Genomic DNA, 20983 nt, shown 5'->3' with positions numbered 1-20983 from the left:
CAGAGCATGACGCACGTCGACACCGTGGTGGTGGGAGCCGGCATTTCCGGCCTCACCGCAGCACGCATTCTGCACCGTGCGGGTCACCGTGTGGTCGTTCTCGAAGCCCGCGACCGCATCGGCGGACGAGTGGACACCCTGCGGACGGACGGACAGATTCTCGATGTCGGTGCGTCCTGGGTTCATGGAATCGACAACAATCCGCTGGCCGACGCAGTACAGGCTTTCGGCATTCTGACCAGTGAGTTCACGGTGGGGAGTTTTCAGCCGGACGGACGACCCATCGCGTACTACTCACCGAACGGACGGCGTCTGAGCGAGGACGAGGTTGCGAGCTTCGCGTCGGACGTACACGTCGTCGACGAGCTGTTGGCGGCGACCGTAGCGACATCGACCCTGGGCACGTCGTACGGGGATGCCGTGAACAGCACCGTGAAACGGCTCGCATGGGATCCTGATCGAATCGAACGGGTCCGGGAGTTCCTGGGTCACCGGGCCGAGGAACAGCTGGGTGTCGACCAGGGGATGCTCGATGCGCACGGGTTGGACGACGACGCGATCGAGGGTGACGAGGTCGTCTTCCCCGAGGGGTACGACCGGCTCGCGGTCTGTCTGGCCGACGGGCTGGATGTACGACTCGGCCATGAAGTGACACGCATCGCGTGGGGATCGAACAGCTCCTCCGTCGAGACTCTCACCGAGACGTTCTCGGCCGACCACATCGTGGTGACGGTTCCGATCGGCGTCCTGAAGTCACCGACCTTGCTTATCGAACCGCCTCTTCCCCATCCGGTGTCGACTGCGTTGGACGGACTCGAGATGAACGCGTTCGAGAAGGTGTTCCTACAGTTCCCGCATGCATTCTGGGACGAGGACGTCTACGCGATTCGGCAGCAGGGGGAGGCCGGGCGTTGGTGGCACTCGTGGTACGACGTGACCGTGCCGCAGGGGTTGCCCACGCTGCTCACGTTTGCGGCGGGGCCGTGTGCGCAGACGATCCGGCAGTGGTCCGACGCACGCATTGCCGAATCGGTGCTCGACGCGCTTCGTGGCCTCTACGGCGAACGCGTGATCTCCCCGCAGCGGGTGCATGTCACGCGATGGCAGGACGACCCGTTCTCCCGCGGTGCTTACTCTTACCCGGCGGTCGGCTCGCGACCGAGCGACCACGACGATCTGTCGACCCCGGTCGGCGGAGTTCTACACCTGGCCGGCGAGGCAACGTGGACGGACGATCCGTCGACGGTGACCGCGGCATTCCTGTCGGGACACCGAGCGGCGGAGCGAATCCTGGCCCGCACGGTTCCGTTCGACGAGATCTGGGGCGGCGGCGAACTTCGTCCCAATTAGACGGAGATTCGCGTTTCCTTCCCGAAACCGCGCACCGGGATTACTATGACGACTTCATCCAGGCGGATGACCCGTTACCGATGTGCGCTGCCATTCTTCTGGTCGGTGCCGATGTGGCAGCGGCGCTGTTCGACACGGCAAGGCACAGGGGTGGACCATGGTTTCCGACGTCATCGATTGCAGCACGGTCTTCGCACACGACGTCGAGCAAGTGTGCGGGGTGCTCAGTGCGGTCGAACTGTACCCGCGATATTTCCCCGGACTCGGGTACTGCCTTCTCAGCGAGTCGGCGAACCGCTACACGTGCGACGTCGGTGGGGTCGAGCACGCACTCGAAGTCGTGGTGAACAGACGTAACCGGCCGATCATCACCGTCGAGCACGTCGAATCCGGCGGTTTCATCAGATTCACCCTCAGCGCGCGTTCACCGAGCGAGACCAAAATCGATGTGACGATCTTCCGAGCCGGCCTGGCCGGAACCTACTCGCCGCAACCCGAACACAATCGGGCAGTGGTCGACTGGGTCATGGGTGGCCTGAACAGGTTGGCCGAGTCCCTCTCCGGCGCAACGACATCGATCGTGTCCAACGCCGGCGATTCCCGGTCGCTACAGCTTGCGGTCCTCAAAACGATGATCGGTACCGGCGTCGTTCGTGCCGCGCGTCCTGATCGCGCATACCGGCAGCTGAACTCGCTGGCGAAATGGGGCTTCACCCTCGGCGGTGGCTTCGCGGCCGCCGCCGCCAAGTCACCGGACGAAATTGCCGTGATCGACGATCGCGGTACTCGCACGTTCGCAGAGATCCACCTGCGATCGCATCGGATAGCAGCAGGGTTCGCCGCATCCGGAATTCGCCCGGGAAGCACGGTAGGAGTTCTGGCCCGCAATCACACTGCCATGATCGAATGCGTCGTCGCCTGCGGCATGCTCGGTGTCGAGGTCGTACTTCTCAACACCGGCCTCGCGGCCCGCCAGATCGAGACCATCTCGAGTCGTCACCAGTTGCAAGCGCTGTTCGTCGACGACGAATTCGACAAGATGGTTCGCTACCTCCCCAGCGACGTCCTCCGCGTCAGCTTGTCGGCTCATACCGTCGTCGCGGGCCGTCGCACTCTGGAGCATTTCGTCGCGGCTCCGTCCGCCACGTTCGACAGACCGCAACGGCCCGGATCCGTTGTCGTGCTGACCTCGGGCACCAGCGGGTCTCCCAAAGGTGCACTTCGCCCGACCCCACGCGGCTTCGGGACCGTCGCGGCCATGTTGTCCCGCATGCCACTTCGTATGAACGAGCGCATGCTGATCGCTGCGCCGATGTTCCACAGTTGGGGGCTGGCGGCGTTGCAGATCAGTACACCGCTGCGGGCAACAGTGGTTCTGCAGGATCGATTCGATCCGGAAGAGTGCTTGCGGGCAATCCAGACTCATCGGTGCACGTCGCTGATCGCCGTCCCGATCATGTTGCAGCGCATACTCGATCTACCCGAGTCCGTGCGATCACGCTACGACACGTCCAGCTTGAAAGTCGTCGCGTGCAGCGGTTCGGCGTTGACGGGGTCGACCGTCTCGCGGTTCATGGATGCCTTCGGAGATGTTCTGTACAACTTCTACGGTTCCACCGAGGTCTCGTGGGCGACCATCGCCACACCGCAGGATCTACGTGCAGCTCCCACTACCGCGGGTCGGCCGCCGCTCGGCACGACGATCGCCGTACTCGACGCCGACGGCGCAGTGGTTCCGACCGGCACTCTGGGCCGGATATTCGTAGGTAACGACATGCTCTTCGACGGCTACACGAACGCCGAGCCTCCGTCGACTGCTTCGGCTCGCGGTGCAGCACTCATGGATACCGGCGACCTCGGGTACATCGATTGCAACGGGCGGCTCTTCGTGTGCGGGCGGGACGACGAGATGATCATCTCCGGCGGCGAGAACGTGTTTCCCGGGCCGGTGGAGGACGCCATCGCCAACCTTCCTCAGGTCGGCGAGGTAGCGGTGGTCGGTGTACCGGACAACGAGTACGGTCAGCGCCTCGCGGCGTTCGTCGTCGGTCGGGGTGCTGCAGGCCTGGACGCAGATATGGTGCGGGCCTACATCCGAAATCGACTGAGCCGGTTCTCGGTGCCGCGAGACATCACGTTCCTCGAAGAACTCCCCCGAACCGCGACCGGCAAAGTGATCAAGAGGATGCTGATCGAACCTCCCACGGCCGCCGGTATGTAAGCCGGCACGTCGACTTCCTCACCACCCCGGCTTCCGACTCCACCCAGAGAACTCTCAGTTGTTTGACTGTTCAGAATCTGAGACTATTTGGGAGGAAGCGATACCCGTTCTGCGGGTGAGGGACGGAAGGGACGGAATGGCGATGTCGAGGTCATCGGATGAACCCCGTCAGGCTCGCGCCGCCCAGCCCGGGGATGCGTCGTCGTCCTTCCTGCAGTTGTTTTTCGAGGCAACCCGTGAGAACGACCTCTCCCCCGGGCCGAGTCCGAACCGTGGAATCCACGACGACCGATCGAGCGACTGAAAAATCCAGCAACCGAGTCGACAATCGAAGCGCGCAATAGAGTCGAATGACTGATGACAGCTCACGACGCCGCAGCCGATACTTCGAACCCGACGGGTTCGAGGAGCGTGATGTCCCAGATACGAGTAGTCATCGCCGATGACGACGTGTTGCTGCGAGAAGGCCTGGCCAGTCTGCTCACCCAGGCGGGCCTCGATGTCGTGGGCCGGGCCGGTGACGCCGAGGAGGTACTGGCGTTGCTCGAGAAAGATCCACCGGACCTGGCGATCATCGACATCAGGATGCCGCCGACCTACACCGCCGAGGGGCTCGACGCGGCCGTGAAGATCCGCGACCGTTTCCCCGACGTCTCGCTGCTGCTCCTGTCTGCTCACGTCGAGGTCGATCACGCACTCGAATTGCTCGACAGCGCGAACAACACCGCCAAGGGTATGGGTTACCTGCTCAAGAGCCGCGTGACCGACATCGCCGACTTCGTCTCGACGATAGATCGGATCGCGGCAGGATCGTCGGTCATCGATCCTGCTCTTGTCTACGAACTGGTTGCGGCCAAGCGCCGAGGTGATCCCCTCGGCGCGTTGAGTTCTCGCGAACGGGACGTCTTGACCTTGATGGCCGAAGGGCTCTCCAACGCGGGCATAGGCAGACGCTTGTGGATCACCGAAGGAACCGTCGAGAAGCACGTCCGAAGCATCCTGACCAAGTTGGACCTGTCGGAGACGGCCGACGATCACCGTCGCGTGCGAGCGGTGATCCTGTATCTGGACACCGTCGGGTGACCCGCCGTCAGGTGCCCAGCAGGGCTTCGATCGCGCTCGCCGACAGCTCGAATTTCGACAGGAAACCCAGGGCAGAACTGTTGTTCACCAGATCTGCGAAGTCCTCCTCGTCGTGTGTCGACACGAGAATGACGGCAGGCGGAGGCGTCAGATCCTGGGCGTCGATCGCTTCGACCACGTCGAATCCACTGTCGGCACCCAAGTCGATATCGACCAGCACGAGATCGGGGTGGGTGGACAGCACTGCATCGATCGCCGAGGTGAGTGAGGTCGCGGTGCCGACCACCGACATCCCTGCCGATTCCAACAGTCGGCGTGCAGCGACACAGAAAGCGTCGCTGTCGTCGACGATCAGGCACTGCAGGCGGGAGGGCATCACTCTGTCGAGAGTGTCAGAGACGGCTCGGGTCGGCATTACCGCTAGCGGTAATTCGAGCAGTCGGATGTGCCGATGACGTCGGACACCGCCCTCCGCGACCGGCTCGTCACTGTGATACTCCGGCCGAGTGCGCCGCCGGTCGCCTGCGGAATCGCAGCGGCCGCAGCCGCCATCGCCGTCGAGATACTCGTTGTGCTGACGCTCAAACGGGTGTCACCCGAGAATGCTTTCGGTGCGATATTCCTGTTCGGAGTGCTGATCGTGTCTGCGGGGTGGGGCTTTCGTCTGTCGATCGCGACATCGGTGGCCAGTGCCGGCGCGTACGCCTACATCCATGTACTCGAAAGCAGTGAGAGCCTCGTCCCTGCACTGATCGTGTTTCTGGCACTGGCGCTTCTGACCAACGTGCTGGTTGGCCAATCACGTTTGCGCGCAACCGAATCCGATCAACGTCGACGAGAAGCAGATATGTTGGCGGCGTTCGCCAAGACCATCTTGCGCTCGGACCACACCCCGACGATGCTCGACGTTGCCAGCACCCGCCTGGCTGCGGTCCTCGACCTACCCTTCGCGGTGTTGAAGCAAGGGAATGCCGACGCGTCCGTGGGGCAGGAGAAAATCCTGCTTCGGGACGGGGACGTCGTCACCGCGTCGTTGCTGGTTCCCGCCGATCTCGATAGCGTCGATGCCCGCCGTATCCGCCGTGTCGTGCCTTCGTTGGAGGCTCTTCTTGCCGCCGCCCGCGACCGTCAGGACATGCACCTCCGCACCGTCGCGCTGGCACGCCAGCAAGCGTCACTTCGGAAGGTCGCAACATTGGTGGCGCTGCGGGCCGATCCGGATGACGTGTACCTCGCAGTCGCACACGAACTCACCGTCGGGTTGGACAACGAACATGTTTCGGTGATCCGCTACGGCGACGGGTATTACACGATTCTGGCGATCCGCGACGACTCCGCCGGTGAGCGCGTGCAAGCCGGTGATCAACTGCCGATCGGTGGGCAGAACGTGGCCACGATCGTCGCCGACACCGGCCGCGCCGCTGCCGTCGACTTCACCGAAGCGACCGGCGGTATCGCTGAGCGACTGGAGGGCAGGGGTATTCGCTGGGTCGAAGGTGTACCGATCACTGTCGACGGCAATACCTGGGGTGCCGTCATCATCGGCACGACAGCTACGCAGTATGCGGCCGGCGGTGAGACCCGAGATCGACTGGCCGACTTCGCCGACCTCGTTGCCACTGCGGTCTACAACCACGACACACGAGTTCAGCTGACGCGGTCCCGGTCCCGCGTGGTCGCCGCCGCCGACCAAGCCCGCCGAGGTATCGAGCGTGACCTGCACGACGGTGCCCAACAGCGAATCGTCTCTCTCGGAATGGAATTGCGCGGCGCCCAAGCCGCTGCCCCGGAGAATCTGACCGAGCTCCGCGCGATGTTGGACCGCAGCGTCGAGACGCTGTCGCAGGTGCACACCGACCTCCGCGAACTCAGTCGCGGCATCCATCCCGCAATCCTCTCGCGCGGAGGACTCGCACCGGCCCTCAAGACGTTGGCCAGACGCAGTCCGATTCCCGTTGCCCTCACCGCCGACATTTCCTCCCGGATGGACGAATCGGTGGAAGTGGCGGCGTACTACGTGGTCGCCGAGGCGCTGACGAACACAGCCAAATATGCCGAGGCCACCGAAGTCGACATCACCGCGCACCTGACGGAGGACAGCTTGGAACTGACCGTGACCGACAACGGCCGCGGAGGTGCCGATCCGAGCACAGGGTCGGGTTTGATCGGACTACAGGATCGGGTGGCCGCAGTCGGCGGCGAACTGACCATCGTCAGTCCACCCGGGGGTGGCACGACACTGTCGGTCCACATCGGTCTGTCTACCGGCTAGCAGGTAGCGGCGCCACCGGAATCTCCTCCCCCGCGTTGGATGGCAGCGGCGACGCTTTCGACCCGGGAACGGACGAATGTTGTCGGTACCCAATCGAACCGAACCAGGGAGCAGGCCATGCCGTACATCACCACCACCGACGGAACCGAGATCTACTACACCGAGCAGGGCACCGGAAAGCCAGTTCTGCTCAGTCACGGCTGGCCACTGTCCTCGGATGCCTGGCAGCTCGAACTGAAGCTTCTCGCAGACGCCGGCTACCGCGCCATCGCACACGATCGCCGCGGCCACGGCCGGTCCTCGCAGACTGCCGTCGGCCACGACATGGACACCTACGCCAAGGATCTGGCCGAACTGGTCGAGGCCCTCGACTTGCAGGAACTCACCCTCATCGGACACTCGACCGGTGGCGGCGAGGTCGTGCGGTACGCCGCGCAGCACGGTGGCAGCCGCGTCACTCGGGTGATCACTGCCGGTGCCGTTCCCCCGGTCATGCTGAAGTCCGAGGCCAACCCCGAGGGCACGCCGATCGAAGCACTCGACGACATCCGCAACGGCGTTCTCTACGATCGATCGCAGTTCTACAAGGACTTGTCCGAGCCGTTCTTCGGTGCCAACCGTGAGGGCTCCGCCATCTCCCAGGGCGCCAAGGACGACTTCTGGCGACAGGGGATGCTGGTCAATCTGACTGCTGCATACGACTGCGTGAAGGCGTTCTCCGAGACCGACTTCACCGAGGATCTCAAAGCGCTGACCGTCCCGATCTTCATCGCCCACGGTGACGACGACCAGATCGTGCCGATCGCCGCGGCGGCACTGAAAACCGCAGAACTCGTCCAGCACGGCACCCTCAAGGTCTACCCCGGTGCACCGCACGGAATCTACGGCGATTACCAGAAGGCCTTGGACGCAGACATTCTCGCCTTCATCGCCCAGTAGCAGCCCCGCTCTCGCCCTCCGGAACAAAGGTGACAACACGATGATCAGACCGTACGCAGTCGTCGGAGCAACCGGAGGGCAGGGCGGCGCGGTAGTGGATGCCCTGCTGGCGCAGGGGCAACCGGTGCGCGCAGTGGTGCGGCGTCATTCGGCCCGCGCGGATCGGCTACGTGAGCGAGGTGCCGAGATCGTCGTCGCGGACATCACCGATCGGGAATCGTCCGCGGCTGCATTGAGAGACAGTGCCGGTGCGTTCGTGATGACGACGCCGTTCGAGGACGGTCCCGCGGCCGAATTGGCTCAGGGCGCAGCCCTCGTCGATGCGGCGATCGCCGCGGAGGTTCCGCACGTGGTGTTCTCGTCGGTTGCCTCCGCTGACCGCCGCACCGGCATACCGCATTTCGAGACGAAGGCCGAAACCGAGGCACTGCTGCGTCGCGCTGGGCTGTCGTACACGATCGTCGGCCCCACCTACTTCTACGACAACCTTCTCGGCGGACTCGACGACGTCAGGGCCGGCCGCCTCGATCTGCCCTTGCCGCTCCACACGCCTCTACAGCAGCTGTCGCGGCGGGATCTGGGGCGGTTCGTCACCCTCGTGTTGACCGAACCCGCGCACTTTCGCGAGATGCGAATCGATCTCGCGTCGGACGATCCGAGCTTGGAGGCCATGGCGAACACTCTCGGCGACGTTCTCGGAACCTCGGTGCAGCCGTATTCGAGCCGGGCACGCGACATTGGTTCCGAGGACATGAGAGCGATGTTCCAATTCTTGACCGACGTCGGATACGACGCGGACATCGACGGCCTGCGCACCCGATATCCCGAGGTCGAATGGCAGACATTCGCGCAATGGTCGGCGGGACTGGAGTGAGCACCACCGACACCACGCCGGCAGCACTATCCGCGTGGTCGCCGCTCCGGAATACCGTCTACCGCAGCCTCTTCATCGCCCAGCTGGTCTCGAACATCGGCGGCTGGATGCAGACCGTCGGAGCACAGTGGTTCCTCGTCGAACGTGAGGCGTCGACCACCATCATCGCCGCCGTGCAGACAGCAAGTCTGTTACCCACCCTGTTGCTGGCCCTGCTGGCAGGCGCGCTCGCCGACGCGCTCGATCGCCGCGTTCTGCTCATCGTGGTCGGTGCCGGTTCGATGCTGACCGGAATTGTGTTGACCGCACTGGCATGGACCGACACCTTGTCTCCGTGGGGATTGCTCGCCTTCACATTCGTATTGGGTTGCTGGACATCACTGTCCGCTCCCGCCTGGCAGGCGATTCAGCCCGAGCTGGTGAGCCGTGAAGAAATCCCGGCCGCCTCGGCGCTGGGCAGCGTGACCGTCAACGGGGCGCGGGCCGTCGGACCGGCGCTTGCCGGTGTACTGGTGGCATTGGCCGGGCCGACCTTCGTGTTCGCCATCAACGCCGCCTCCTTTCTCGCAACGTTGAGCGTGCTGATTGCATGGAAGCGCCCGAAATATCCACAAACGGATCGAGAAGGCCTTGCCGAGTCGATCCTGTCCGGGGTCCGCTACATCCGATCCGGCCCGGTCGTTCGACGAATCATCCTGCGCTCGGCGCTGTTCGCCTTCCCCGCCTCTGCACTGTGGGCGCTACTGCCATCGGCTTCGTCGTCGGTACTGAAACTGGGCTCGGTGGGATACGGAGTGTTGTTGGGCGTACTCGGGGTCGGAGCCGTGATCGGCGTTGCCGCGACGCCGATGCTCCGAAAGCGTTGCAGCGCAAATACCTTGCTCGTCGGTTCTGCTGTCGGGTACGGCGTGGGAATGGCTGCGCTCGCGTGGCTTCCGCTGTGGGCGGTTGTCCCGGCGCTGCTGTTGTCCGGCATTGCCTGGATCACGACGTTGACCGCACTGAACGCGTCTATCCAGCTCGCGCTCGCCACCTGGGTTCGAGCCCGCGGGATGTCGGTCTACCTTCTGGTCTTCATGGGTTCTCAGGCAATCGGCTCACTCGTGTGGGGATGGTTGGCGTCGAAGATCGGCATCGTCGACGCACTCGCGGTCGCGGTCGCGGCGTTGGCACTCGTCGCTGCGAGTGTGGCAGTCCTCCCCTTACGATCCGAGACCGGCGTGCTCAACCGTGCGGTGTCCATGGCGTGGCCGACCCCGAACGTAGTGTTCGAGCCCGATCCGGACGACGGGCCTGTCCGGATCACCGTGACGTACCGAGTGGTCGACGACGCTCTGGAGCAGTTCCTGACGGCGATGGCTCCGGTCGGGATCGCGCGGAAGCGAACGGGGGCGTACGCCTGGAACCTGTACCGAAGTCTGGACGTCGAGGACACCGTGGTCGAGCAGTTCACTGTGCCGTCGTGGAGCCAGTACCGACGTCAGCGAGAAGAACGGTGGACCGGCTCCGACCACGACGTGGTGCAGAAAGCGCTGGCCCACACCGTCGACGGTGCTACGCACACCGAAACCCATGACATCGCACTGTCGGTGCGAACGAACCCGAACGGACAATGATGGACAACACACTCTCGGGCGTGGGGAACGTCTTCTACTTCGCAGACGACCTCGCCGCCGCCGTCGACTGGTACCGAACGCTCCTGGGCACCGAGCCCATCGACGTACACGAGCAACTCGTCGCGTTCGACGTCTCCGGAACGCGACTCACCGTCCACGTCACCGATTCGTACAACCGCCCCGCGGGGACCGCAGGGTCGGTCTCGTACTGGAACGTCGACGACGTGGACGCAGTGGTCGCCGGCTGCGTCGATCGCGGAGGCGTCGTGCATCGAGGGCCGAAATCGGTGTTCACCGGTGAACGTCTGTGCCAGGTTCTCGATCCGTTCGGCAACCTCATCGGGTTCAGACAGTTCGACGCCGGCCGTAAGCGCGTCTGACGACACAGGCTCGCGCATAGAGCCGGCGAATTGGGTACACCCACTCCATGCCAGAACTACCCGAAGTCGAAAACGCTCGACAGGTCGTCGAGAAAGCCCTCGGACGCGTCATCGTCGATATCGACGACACCGACTCGTTCGAGTGCCGCCCACACATGCCGGGCGATATCGCTCACGCCCTGAAGGGCGGCAAGCTCACCGAGGCATGTCGACGTGGCAAGGCGATGTGGTGCGAAACCGTCACCGCCGACGGGTCCAGTGGTCCGACTCTGGGAATCCATCTCGGAATGGGCGGCCGCGTCATCGTCACCGCTCCCGACGGCGATCGCACGTCGCAGTACGGAGGCGGCGATCCGCACGTGGGCGAGCGCGACACCGACAAGCCCGAGTGGACACGCTTTGCGATGACGTTCGAAGACGGGGGTCAGCTCCGGCTCTTCGACAAGCGCCGACTCGGCCGAGTGCGGCTCGAACCCGATATCGATGCGTTGGGGCCCGATGCTGCGGAGATCACGCGCGACGACTTCCGGCACCGAATCGGTTCCAGCGGAGCACCTCTGAAGGCACGTTTGCTGGACCAAGCAGCAATCGCAGGCGTCGGCAATCTGTTGGCCGACGAGGTGCTGTGGCAGAGCGAGCAATCTCCGTCCAGACGGGCAAAGACTCTCACCACCGAGGAACTGGACGAGCTCCGCGTTGTTCTGCGCCGCGCCATCAGGTCGGCGCTCAAGAAGGGTGGCGTGCACACCGGTGAGATCATTCCTTTCCGTAAAGCCGATGCGGCGTGCCCACGATGCGGTGCTCCGATGACTCGCGGAACGGTGGGCGGCCGCACCACGTGGTGGTGTTCGCGCGAGCAATCCTGACTGGTTCCACGTCGCTGAGTGCTGCTCGATAGCGCTGTAGGACAGCATTTTTCGGACCTGTCAAACGCGATCGAATGCGGCGCAATTCCGTTCGGGCACGTACCGTGTGGGCAGCTTCGGGTCGACCGAAGCGCTCACTCGGCTGGAGGTTGCATGTTCTCGACGACCGACACGGGTCTCGCTCCGCAGGTCACCTACCTGCCCCGTCGACACTGTTTCGCTGTCTGGCAACCTGATTCCACAAGGACGGCCACCACAGCGACGACGCCGATCGAACTGGCACTTCCCAATACGGGTGGCTCCGTGGCAGTACGGACCGTCGAAGCACAGCTCGTCGATCCGCGTCGCGTCGAACTCGAAGCGGCACTGGCACAGTCGGCAGGCCTCCCGGAAAGCGCGTCAGCCCGGGGGTGGCTGGCGGTTCTGGACCACCTGGAACACCGGCCCCACTACGCCGAGATTCCTGCATCGCTGCTGGAGTCATTCCCCCCGGCCGCGTATGCGGTGCCCAACACGGGCGGGTCCAGCGTGTCGACCGCGCACGGTGCCGTCGATGCCCTACGCACCAGCCTGCTCATGCAGGACAGTCTCGGCAACAGTGCGTCCACCTTCACCCCGAGGCCGTATCAGGTGCACGGTGCATCCTGGATTCCGACCGTCGGAGAAGCCGGGGGTGGAGGAATTCTGGCCGACGAGATGGGATTGGGCAAGACTCTGCAAGCCATCTCGCACATGATTGTGGGAGCCTCGCGCGGTGAAGGCAATTTTCTGGTGGTGTGCCCGACCTCCCTGATCAGCAATTGGCGACGCGAGATCGAGAAGTTTTCCGCCGGCGACCTGACGGTCAATGTCTACCGGGGACCGAACCGCTCGCTCGGTGGATGTGGCGAGGTCGGCTGCGTGACCGTGACCGGATATCCGACATTGCGCTCCGACACCGAACGTCTGGCCGAGATCAGTTGGAACACAGTCTTCTTCGACGAAGCGCACGTCATGAAGAACTCGCGCACCCAGGTTTCCCGTGCCGCGCGACGACTGAGCTCGACAACTCGCATCGCACTGACCGGCACACCGGTCGAGAACCGCATGGACGAACTCTGGGCCCTGATCGACCTGACCAACCCGGGTCTGCTCGGGACCAAAGCACGCTTCACTCGGCGATTTTCCGCACCCATCGAGAACGCGGGTTCGGCGGCTGCGCTTGCGCACTTGTCCCATGCCATAGCTCCGGTCCTCCTCCGACGGACCAAAGACGAAGTGGCGACCGACCTTCCACCCAAACAGCAGATAGACGTTCTATGCCCGATCACGAACGAGCAAACGGTGCTGTACAACTCGACGCTCAAGGCTGCATTCGACACCGGCTTCGGTTCGACACAACGCCGAGGGACCGCAGTGTTGGCGTTGCTGACCTCTCTCAAACTGATTTGTAACCACCCGGGTCTCGTGAACGGCAACATGTCTTCGTCGCCCGACCGTTCCGGGAAACTCGACAGGCTCACCGACATCGTCGAGGAACTCGCCGAGTCGTCGCAGACCGCATTGGTTTTCACCCAGTACCGAAAGACCGGCGAGTTTCTCTCCGACCATCTCGCGCGTGTCACAGGGGCCGCCATACCGTTCTTCCACGGCGGGCTCGACGTCGATCAGCGCGAGAAGATGGTGGACGAGTTTCAGAGCAGTGACAGCTGTCCGGTGATGGTGCTGAGTCTCAAAGCGGCTGGCTACGGGTTGAACCTCACCCGGGCCAGCACCGTCATCCATTACGACCGGTGGTGGAATCCGGCGGTGGAATCGCAGGCGACCGACCGGGTACATCGAATCGGACAGACCTCGCCGGTGACCGTCATGGCGCTCACCACCGAAGGAACACTGGAGGAGTACATCGCGTCGCTGCACGCCCGGAAGAGAGCAATTGCAGGGCTGGCCGAGGGAAACAACGAGACAGCGCTTGCTGCACTGGATGATTCGACACTCAGACAGACGTTGTCGCTCCGATCGGTGGCACGGTGATGGCGTCCACTCCCCAGCCCCCGCCGTTCGGTGCGACTCCATGGGGCAAGGAATGGCTTCGTCGAGTCGAGCCGATCACCGCTATCCGACCCAATCCCGTGCTTCCTCGTGCGCGGAGCCTGGCTCGTAGCGAGTCGGTCATCGTAGATATCAACACGATCGGTTCTATTCGCTGCGTGGTCTCAGCAGGAAAGAAGATGGAGACCGCGACATTTAAGGTGCCGCGCTATTCGGCAGCTCACAAAAGGGCGGCTCTGCGCATCGTCACCAGTCATCCGACTCATGGCAGAGGGAGCGGAGATCTGCCTGACGCGCTTCACGCGGAGCTGGTATCGGGGGGTCTGGCACCGGTTCCCACGGACGTCGACATGGCATGCACCTGTTCCAGCAGAACTGATCCTTGCGTTCACGTCACCGCAGCAACGTACGCGATCAGTCTGATCGTGGACCAGTCACCCACGACGGCGTTGGCTATACGTGGCCTGGACCTCGCCGAAGCCGCTGCGTCGACGGACTTTCCAGCTCGATGGATGCCCATCGCGAGCGTCGACGCAGCGGCGTTCTACGGCTGAACGTATGCCCGAAAGATCAGGACGTTGCCTCGACAGCGAGGCGTGCAAGTGTGTCGTTCAGCTGATCCTCGGTGACCAGGGGAAACCCGATCTGCTGCAGAAGCTTCTTGTCCGTGACCTTCGACCAGTCGTAGGTGTGCCGCACCAATGTCTCGTTGGGTCCCTGAGACTCCAGTTCCCACAACCATTCCCATCCGGGAGGCTCGTTGCCGGCCGGCGCGGTCTTCCATGCCAGTAGCTTGTCCTTGGCGTACCCGGTGACGACATTGTCGGTCTGGTATTCCCCACCCATGTGATCGCCCTGCATGTTCATCGTGAACTTCTCGCCGACCTTCTGAATTCGGTCTGCGTGGTCCACGCCGCGTACGAATCCCGAGCCGTCGAGTGCCTGATGCCGCTCGGGGTTGGACAGGACGTCGAAAATTGCGTCCACGGGCGCTTCGATGGTGCGTTCCACTGTCAGCTTTGCGTTCTCTGTCATACCTGCACGATGCCCAATACGCCGGATCCTCAATCATGGATACAGCCGAAAACAGGTGGACCGCAAAGGCCGCCTGGTGAGATGCTCGGCCGGTACCAGGACAGCGGCATCCAGCGCAGCGGAGATGGAGGCATGACCGTTATGTCCACCGATCTTGCTCATTCCACTGCCACCTGGGTTCTCGAACACCTCGAACCCGGCGAACGTGTGACGGCCGTGCACTCAATGACCGGAGGCATCATCAATACACCGAGGCCGGAGGTGTGGTCGCCGCCAAATGGTCCGACCGTCGATATTGGCGAGTGCGAGGTGCACTCACGTGCTTCGAAGAGCTGCATCAGTGGGCAGCGCCGTGGCGCGCTGCAGGCTTGACAGACCTCACTGGACCAGTCATCGAGGACCGCGTGAACACTTGCGACGCCCTTCGGACACTCTCACCGAATTCTTGGAGACAGCACAACACATTCGAGAACGAATCCGCGATAGTTCTTTACGTGCGAACACTCTTCATGACATCGGTAGTCACTTCGATGTGCGCGATTCTCATCTGGGTCTACGTTGCGCCGCAAATGGTGACAACGGGAGTCGTAGAGACCGGACAACTTTTCGAGATCATGGTTCTTCTGCCGACACTCGTCGGTTTACCGACGTCATCGATCGGCATGGTGACCGGACTGTCGACCCTGTGTCGGGGATCGAGATCAGCCGCATTCGTGTTGATGACAAGCGGACAGGTCCTCACAATTGCGATCGCTGTCGCTATTGTCGTGTGGGCAGTCGGTTTCGGTTCCACCGGTTGGGAGCTCATCGCGCTTCCCATGTCGTTGGCGTGCGGGCAAATCCTGGTGTTTGCAGGAATAGTCGCCGCTGGCGTTCAACGCCGTCGCCCCACCAGTGCATAGCGTCTCGGGTCCGGTCGAGCAGCGTCGTCATTCATCAGATGTGTGAGTGGTCGCTTCCGGTGCAGAAGGCGTCCACGGCTTCAGCGGCTGCACGACATCCCGGTAGAACGCGTCGAGACCGTCGGTCACGCTACCGATGAAGCTGGCCGCCGACCCTGAGCGCTTGCTGCCCATCTTCGTCGGCGACGTCAGCGTGAAGTACTGCAGCTCGCTGGTTCGGCCTGCTGTGAGCGATTTCGTGTCCGCTCGTACAGTTGCCAAGTTCTCGCACGATACTTCGCTCGCGTCTGCGAACACAGCCTCGACCAGGATGTCTGCGGGAGCGTTCTTCAGTTGTCTGAGTAGCCATGATGCTCGCCTGAGCGCGGTCCCGTCGGTCGGCGCGTCGATAGCGGTGCTGCACTGAATCTTGTTGGTACGCATATCGGCTTCGACGGTGACGTCTCCGGCAGCGTCGGGGATGCGCAGAGTGGCCGAGAGGCATCCGGAGGCCACGAGCTGGTCGACGATGTACTCGTTGCGTGCCTGAGGATCTCCGTTGAACTTCCTCGGAAGGTGATGCTTGACGGTGACGCCGAGATCGGCCGTCATCCGCAACGCCAGATGCCTCGACAGCGACGCCCACGTGTTTGCTACCGACAGAGCTTTGACATCACTGGAGCGAAGGGTCCCCGCGGTGACGGAATCCCGGACCGCTACCCAGTGGCGGCCCATGTCGACGAACTCTGTCGCACCGGATTTCGGGTGCGTCAGGTAGCGCACGAGCTCACTGAGGATCCACACCTGCAGTGAGTCGGTGAGGTCCCCGTGCGACAGCAACATTCGGGCCTCGTGAATTACCTCGGACCACGAGATGTGTCGCAGTGAAACCTTGTTGAGTTTGGTCTTGTTGACCTGCACCGGAAGCTCGCCTGCAGAGGCCGGGATGTCGTTGGACAGGCTCAGAACCGTTTCGTATCTGTGCCGTTTGGCAACATCGAGGTAGTTCTCGAGCTGCTCCTTCTGCAGCTTGCCTGTGCCTGTCTTCACTTCGAGCAGTGCCGTCCATACCTGCCCCGCTCGCGACACCCGGAAAACCCCGTCTGGAATGACCTTGCCTTCGCCTTTGACGAATTGCACCTCGAGGTAGCCCTCGAACGGACCTGACGGTGCGCCCGCGTGCGCGCAGATCGCTCGGGCGAAGGGACGAACCGCCTGCATCGTTGCGATCAGCGCCGACGTGGCTCTCTTCTCTTGCTCTTCACCAGATCCGACGCCGGAAATCGAGAAGAGCCGAGCCGTCTGCCAGCCCTCTCCCCCAGCAAGAGTGAATTGCGGCGGACTGGCCTTCTTCACGGACGGCTTCTTCGTTCGCACGCCGCGCTTGGTGGGTTCGACGTCGACAAGCGACAGATCGACGAGCTCACCGTTCTGGTCCGTAGCCTGCACGTGCGAATCCGCGACCTCGACGACGACCACATCGTCGGCGCCGCCTTCCGGTTCGCCGTCGTCGACGTCCACGCCGAAATCCGTTGCGAGCCCTGCGAGCCCTGATTCCCAACCCTGCCCGACCGCGCGCAGTTTCCAGACACCGGCTCTTCGATACACCTCCCCGAACACCAGCGCACGTTCGGCGGTGGCGTCGGCGGTGAGGAACTCCCCCAGCACCGATCCGGTTTGATCCCGTACCTGGAGCGACAACTTTCCGAAGTCGCCCAACGAAGCACCGTCGGAGCTACCCGCTATGACTACTTTCTCGATATCGGCTGGGAGAGAATCGAGATGGATCGATAGACGTTCCTGTTTGCCTTCGTCGGTGCTACTGCTGCCGAGATATCGCACTGATGCGTCGGCGGACTCCGGTTGGTTGTAGAACACGAAGTCCGAGTCCGACCGAACGTGTCCGGTCGATGTCACCAACAGTGCGGATGCATCGAGGTCGCGCTCCGGGTCGACCCACGACACGATGACATCCAGCTGTGTCGCGTCGTCCGGTAAAGAAATATTCTGGCCCTTGACGAGAATGGGTGAACTCACGCTGACACGCTCCTGTCGGCAAACGGACTTGCGTTGCTCACCCTATTCACAACGCACCGGTGTCAGTCGCCCTCGCTCGACATTCATTCGTTCGACCTACGGCTGGGCCGATTCGGTCCGAGAGATCAGCGATCCATGCACCTCGCTTGTGGTCTGACTGCCGGTCCCGCGAATGGACTCAGCTTTTCCGACCGCACGGTCTCCATTATCGTTCGCACCATGTCTCTGGCCTCGAATAGACTTCGTCCACGTCTACTCGTCGGTGCAGTGGTTACGCTTGCCGCTCTCACGTCTGCACCTGCTCACGCCGGAACACCTGAGCCGGGCCCGCCGCCCATGACCTGTGCGGGCTGGTCGGTCGATACCGTGACGAGCGGACTCGACGAACCGGAGAATCTCGAACACGACGGAGCCGGCGGGTTCTACATATCCGGAGCAGCCAGCATCGTGCACGTGGATGCAGGCGGCCACGTCGATCCAGTACTCGACAACCTCGCGGCTCCGCGAGGGATGCAGTTGCACGACGGCATGCTCTACTTTGTTGCCGGTCCAGGGCTTTCGCAATTCGACACCCGTACCGGCAAGGTCAGCGCGGTGACCGACATGGCGGCTCACGGACTTCTCCGGCTGCCGAACGGAGACTTCCTCACCACCGACGTGGGCACGGACATCGGCTCGCCTTCCCGAGGTCTGACCCGGTACGACCCGACCGCCGACGACGTCGAACAGAACTGGTCGCCCGTTCCTCGATCAGAAGGGTTGGCGCTCAGCCCGGACCACAGCCGGGTGTACACCGACGATCTGTTCACGGGCCAGGTCATCGAAGTTCCCCTCGAGGCCCCGGACGACTGGTCGGTGGTGGCCACTGTGCCGGGGTTCTTTCCCGGTCTCGACGACCTGACCATGTCCGACGCCGGCACGCTGTATGCCGCCGCGCACGTAGAAGGTTCCGTGCACAGCATTGATCCCAGAACAGGGACAACATGCGTTATCGCAGCAGGCATTTCGCCAGGATGGACGGGACCGAGTTCGGTCCGCATCGGACCGTCAGCCAACGGATGGGCACTATATGCAACCGTGTTCGACGGCACACTTCGACGCCTCACTCCCCCGCCCGGCGTGGATCTGGCACCGGTGAGATCCTGACCCGGTAATCCTGCACAACCTAGATACCAATGCAATTCGGGTTATAGGCTCGGCCTGGGCAACGCCTCAGCCGCCGGACACCACACGCGCTGCAAAACTGCTGCCCACACTTCTCGCCGCGTAAGCCACGTGTCCGTCTCGCTTATCCGTCGTTGCCGAAGAACCACCAGGTGAGGACAATCGCTATCACCGCTGCAATGGCAAACATGAAGGCGTTGAGCCAATGCGGGTTGCCAGTGGTTATTTCTGCCAGAGCCGTGAATGTTCGTCCATCCATACGTCCGTCCTGTTGGACAAAACCGAATTCGACAGTTGAGCCTATACACAATGCAGCGAGATTTGTCCTCCTCGCTCGATCTCTATCCGTTCGGTCCACTGCTAGCCATAGTCCTCACTGGAATCGAGTGGCCTTCGCTAGTCCGCTTTCTGCGCAGGAGCCTCCGCACCCGAACGAAGACCACTACTCGGTGAAGTCACAGCTCTTTCCTCGAGAAGTGTTGTACGAGAGCTTTTTTCGTGTTGACGAAGAACTCAGCGGAAGGCGCGAGCAGGTGTGGAACGATGACCACCGAGGCACTGCACATGACTACCGACTACATCCGCACGAAAGGCCCCCGACTTCGAGGACACCTATCACCGTGTGCGTGCTCGGCAACGTGTCGCCAAGGACGACGAACTCGTCGCCGCGTGGCCGCCATCTCGAAGCCCCACCCGTCGACTTCACCGGGCAGTTCAGTATGTGACGGCTGACCACAACGGACCTCGACTCTCGTCCACCAGATATCTGATCGACACGCAGTACAGTCCCGGCTCATGAACTATCGGCAGTGGGAGCGAGCAAGCGAATGGCCGCTTGCCGGATCGGCTCTGACTTTCCTCGCGATCTACAGCTGGACCGTATTGAGTCAGCCAACCGGCACGGTGGCACAGGTCGCCGAGTACGCGATCATCGCTATCTGGGCACTGTTCGGGATCGACTACATCGTGCGACTGACCCTTGCGGAGCATCGCACACGCTGGTTTGTGCGGCATCTGCACGAACTCGCTATCGTCGCGTTGCCGGTGCTGCGGCCCCTACGACTGCTCCGTCTTCTTACCTTGGTCAGCCTGCTGCAACGCTCGATCGGCGGCGCGCTGCGGGGGCGGGTAGTCACGTATGCCGTCGCCGGAACTCTGCTGTTGGTTTTCGTCGCGTCACTCGCGATGCTCGACGCCGAACGCGCCGAACCAGCCGCGACTATCAAGACGTTTCCCGATGCCCTGTGGTGGGCAATCGCAACTGTCACGACAGTCGGCTACGGCGACTTCTCGCCATCCACAGCGACAGGCCGTTTCATCGCCGTCGGGCTCATGGTTGCAGGCATTGCATTGCTCGGAGTCGTCACAGCCACCCTGGCGTCATGGCTCGTCCAAAAAGTCGCCGAGCAGGACGAAGCGAACCAGGCCGCGACGCAACAGCAGGTGGCCGAGTTGACCTCGCAAATCGCTGCGTTGCGAGTCGAACTCGCGTCGCGATCCGAGGGGCTCGGCACGGCCGCGTCCACGACACCCAACAGTGCAGGGCAAATCGACACGCACTGATCGAAGCTGATCTACCTTCGGTGCCCCAACTGAATTGGACGACAAATATTCATACGGCGTTGAACGGCAGTGCTCGCGTTCTGAGCGTCAGCACTCACCGCCGGTGAGTTCGGCCGACTCGCCGAACAATTGCGTGGGTCTACTTTTCGGCCAGACCTGTTGCCGTCGCCAAGTATTCGCGTGAGTCCCGAAACGTCTGCGCTACACCGCGTCCAGCGATCGCGTGGTACCTACTGATTTGGTCGTCATCGAGAGCATCGAGAACAGTGGTGGAATCTGCATGCATCCAACCACCGTCTTGGACCAGTTCGTGGGCGCGTTTGCCATGCAGGGCAGAGATTCCCTCGACTCTGATCCCCTTTGGATCGGTCGACGCCGCCAGGTAATAGGCCTTCTTGCCGGGGTAGCCGGCTTTGACCTTCTCGCGCAACCGGAAGACGGCGTCGGCTGCATCGTCGATAGCCGACAACTGTTCGTCGGACCCGGATTCGGCTGCCGATATTCGGGCGATCTCCGCATCCAGCGCAGCAAGCAGAGTGGCGAGGTACTCGAGATCGGTCATAGGCCCATGATGCCCTAGTGCAGCGTGCTCTCGAACCAGCACCTGACGGGAAGGAAATCGACGATCGTTCCGCATCCGAGTCGGCGACGCGACGTACTGACACGCCGAC

Annotated in this window: 17 protein-coding genes; 13 read left to right on the top strand and 4 right to left on the bottom strand. The window is 62.7% G+C overall.

Going from position 1 to position 20983, the window contains the following annotated elements; all coding sequences use genetic code 11:
* Positions 1-6: 6 nt before the first annotated feature.
* The 3 genes from AB0O58_RS13915 (at position 7) to AB0O58_RS13905 (ending at position 4654) form a co-directional block, all read left to right on the top strand.
* Positions 7-1350 carry an NAD(P)/FAD-dependent oxidoreductase gene (locus AB0O58_RS13915; protein ID WP_366238291.1) on the top strand — a complete coding sequence of 448 codons (1344 nt, stop codon included), beginning with the start codon at positions 7-9 and terminating at the stop codon, positions 1348-1350.
* A gap of 157 nt (positions 1351-1507) precedes the next feature.
* Positions 1508-3571 (top strand): AMP-binding protein, encoded by a 2064-nt coding sequence (locus AB0O58_RS13910; protein WP_032372379.1) that lies wholly within the window; start codon positions 1508-1510, stop codon positions 3569-3571.
* A 414-nt stretch (positions 3572-3985) separates the two neighbouring features.
* A complete protein-coding gene (locus AB0O58_RS13905) occupies positions 3986-4654 on the top strand; it encodes a response regulator transcription factor (protein ID WP_032372748.1) in 669 nt (222 codons plus the stop codon).
* A 7-nt stretch (positions 4655-4661) separates the two neighbouring features.
* Here AB0O58_RS13905 and AB0O58_RS13900 read toward each other — a convergent pair whose 3' ends face one another.
* A complete protein-coding gene (locus tag AB0O58_RS13900) occupies positions 4662-5030 on the bottom strand; it encodes a response regulator (protein WP_230591966.1) in 369 nt (122 codons plus the stop codon).
* 75 nt (positions 5031-5105) lie between these two features.
* On the opposite strand from AB0O58_RS13900, the gene AB0O58_RS13895 reads away from it, so the two are divergent.
* The 8 genes from AB0O58_RS13895 (at position 5106) to AB0O58_RS13860 (ending at position 14186) form a co-directional block, all read left to right on the top strand.
* Entirely contained in the window at positions 5106-6926 is a 1821-nt protein-coding gene (locus AB0O58_RS13895; protein ID WP_037185805.1) for an ATP-binding protein, read from the top strand.
* Positions 6927-7043: 117 nt separating this feature from the next.
* On the top strand, positions 7044-7865 hold the full coding sequence (locus AB0O58_RS13890; protein ID WP_027497195.1) for an alpha/beta hydrolase: 822 nt from the start codon (positions 7044-7046) through the stop codon (positions 7863-7865).
* A 40-nt stretch (positions 7866-7905) separates the two neighbouring features.
* Entirely contained in the window at positions 7906-8739 is an 834-nt protein-coding gene (locus tag AB0O58_RS13885; protein ID WP_283313026.1) for an NmrA family NAD(P)-binding protein, read from the top strand.
* Positions 8700-10355: an MFS transporter gene (locus tag AB0O58_RS13880; protein ID WP_366238290.1), complete on the top strand. Its 1656-nt coding sequence runs from the start codon at positions 8700-8702 to the stop codon at positions 10353-10355. Before AB0O58_RS13885 ends, AB0O58_RS13880 begins: the two co-directional genes overlap by 40 nt.
* Positions 10352-10735: a VOC family protein gene (locus AB0O58_RS13875; RefSeq protein ID WP_366238289.1), complete on the top strand. Its 384-nt coding sequence runs from the start codon at positions 10352-10354 to the stop codon at positions 10733-10735. The genes AB0O58_RS13880 and AB0O58_RS13875 overlap by 4 nt, the downstream gene beginning before the upstream one ends.
* Positions 10736-10782: 47 nt before the next feature.
* Positions 10783-11601 carry a DNA-formamidopyrimidine glycosylase family protein gene (locus AB0O58_RS13870; protein ID WP_366238288.1) on the top strand — a complete coding sequence of 273 codons (819 nt, stop codon included), beginning with the start codon at positions 10783-10785 and terminating at the stop codon, positions 11599-11601.
* Positions 11602-11754: 153 nt separating this feature from the next.
* Complete coding sequence (locus AB0O58_RS13865; RefSeq protein ID WP_366238287.1) at positions 11755-13614, top strand: DEAD/DEAH box helicase; 1860 nt, start codon at positions 11755-11757, stop codon at positions 13612-13614.
* A 443-nt stretch (positions 13615-14057) separates the two neighbouring features.
* Entirely contained in the window at positions 14058-14186 is a 129-nt protein-coding gene (locus AB0O58_RS13860; RefSeq protein WP_366238286.1) for a hypothetical protein, read from the top strand.
* A 16-nt stretch (positions 14187-14202) separates the two neighbouring features.
* Here the strand turns inward: AB0O58_RS13860 and AB0O58_RS13855 are convergent, their stop codons facing one another.
* Together AB0O58_RS13855 and AB0O58_RS13850 are read right to left on the bottom strand one after the other, a co-directional pair.
* Entirely contained in the window at positions 14203-14667 is a 465-nt protein-coding gene (locus AB0O58_RS13855; protein WP_027497200.1) for an SRPBCC family protein, read from the bottom strand.
* 929 nt (positions 14668-15596) lie between these two features.
* The gene (locus AB0O58_RS13850; protein WP_032400711.1) at positions 15597-17585 is read right to left on the bottom strand and encodes a TerD family protein; all 1989 of its coding nucleotides are present in this window, start codon (positions 17583-17585) and stop codon (positions 15597-15599) included.
* A gap of 366 nt (positions 17586-17951) precedes the next feature.
* Here AB0O58_RS13850 and AB0O58_RS13845 point away from each other — a divergent pair, with 366 nt between their 5' ends.
* Together AB0O58_RS13845 and AB0O58_RS13840 are read left to right on the top strand one after the other, a co-directional pair.
* Positions 17952-18731, top strand: coding sequence for an SMP-30/gluconolactonase/LRE family protein (locus AB0O58_RS13845; RefSeq protein WP_366238285.1), 780 nt, complete (start codon positions 17952-17954; stop codon positions 18729-18731).
* Positions 18732-19544: 813 nt separating this feature from the next.
* Complete coding sequence (locus tag AB0O58_RS13840; protein ID WP_052061580.1) at positions 19545-20312, top strand: potassium channel family protein; 768 nt, start codon at positions 19545-19547, stop codon at positions 20310-20312.
* Positions 20313-20451: 139 nt separating this feature from the next.
* On the opposite strand, the gene AB0O58_RS13835 is transcribed toward AB0O58_RS13840, so the two are convergent.
* The gene (locus AB0O58_RS13835; RefSeq protein ID WP_032400710.1) at positions 20452-20874 is read right to left on the bottom strand and encodes a hypothetical protein; all 423 of its coding nucleotides are present in this window, start codon (positions 20872-20874) and stop codon (positions 20452-20454) included.
* Positions 20875-20983 lie beyond the last annotated feature (109 nt).

The organism is Rhodococcus sp. NPDC080181 (genome assembly GCF_040702225.1).
Classification (GTDB): Bacteria; Actinomycetota; Actinomycetes; order Mycobacteriales; family Mycobacteriaceae; genus Rhodococcoides; species Rhodococcoides fascians.
Note: the sequence above shows the minus strand (reverse complement) of the source record. Positions and strands in the feature narration are given on the sequence as shown.

Coding starts and splice junctions, on each gene's coding strand:
- AB0O58_RS13885 (WP_283313026.1), top strand. CDS start 7,906: ATGATCAGACCGTACGCAGTCGTCGGAGCAACCGGAGGGCAGGGCGGC.
- AB0O58_RS13875 (WP_366238289.1), top strand. CDS start 10,352: ATGATGGACAACACACTCTCGGGCGTGGGGAACGTCTTCTACTTCGCA.
- AB0O58_RS13855 (WP_027497200.1), bottom strand. CDS start 14,667: ATGACAGAGAACGCAAAGCTGACAGTGGAACGCACCATCGAAGCGCCC.
- AB0O58_RS13840 (WP_052061580.1), top strand. CDS start 19,545: ATGAACTATCGGCAGTGGGAGCGAGCAAGCGAATGGCCGCTTGCCGGA.
- AB0O58_RS13890 (WP_027497195.1), top strand. CDS start 7,044: ATGCCGTACATCACCACCACCGACGGAACCGAGATCTACTACACCGAG.
- AB0O58_RS13865 (WP_366238287.1), top strand. CDS start 11,755: ATGTTCTCGACGACCGACACGGGTCTCGCTCCGCAGGTCACCTACCTG.
- AB0O58_RS13895 (WP_037185805.1), top strand. CDS start 5,106: ATGACGTCGGACACCGCCCTCCGCGACCGGCTCGTCACTGTGATACTC.
- AB0O58_RS13835 (WP_032400710.1), bottom strand. CDS start 20,874: ATGACCGATCTCGAGTACCTCGCCACTCTGCTTGCTGCGCTGGATGCG.
- AB0O58_RS13915 (WP_366238291.1), top strand. CDS start 7: ATGACGCACGTCGACACCGTGGTGGTGGGAGCCGGCATTTCCGGCCTC.
- AB0O58_RS13900 (WP_230591966.1), bottom strand. CDS start 5,030: ATGCCCTCCCGCCTGCAGTGCCTGATCGTCGACGACAGCGACGCTTTC.
- AB0O58_RS13870 (WP_366238288.1), top strand. CDS start 10,783: ATGCCAGAACTACCCGAAGTCGAAAACGCTCGACAGGTCGTCGAGAAA.
- AB0O58_RS13905 (WP_032372748.1), top strand. CDS start 3,986: ATGTCCCAGATACGAGTAGTCATCGCCGATGACGACGTGTTGCTGCGA.
- AB0O58_RS13910 (WP_032372379.1), top strand. CDS start 1,508: ATGGTTTCCGACGTCATCGATTGCAGCACGGTCTTCGCACACGACGTC.
- AB0O58_RS13880 (WP_366238290.1), top strand. CDS start 8,700: ATGGCAGACATTCGCGCAATGGTCGGCGGGACTGGAGTGAGCACCACC.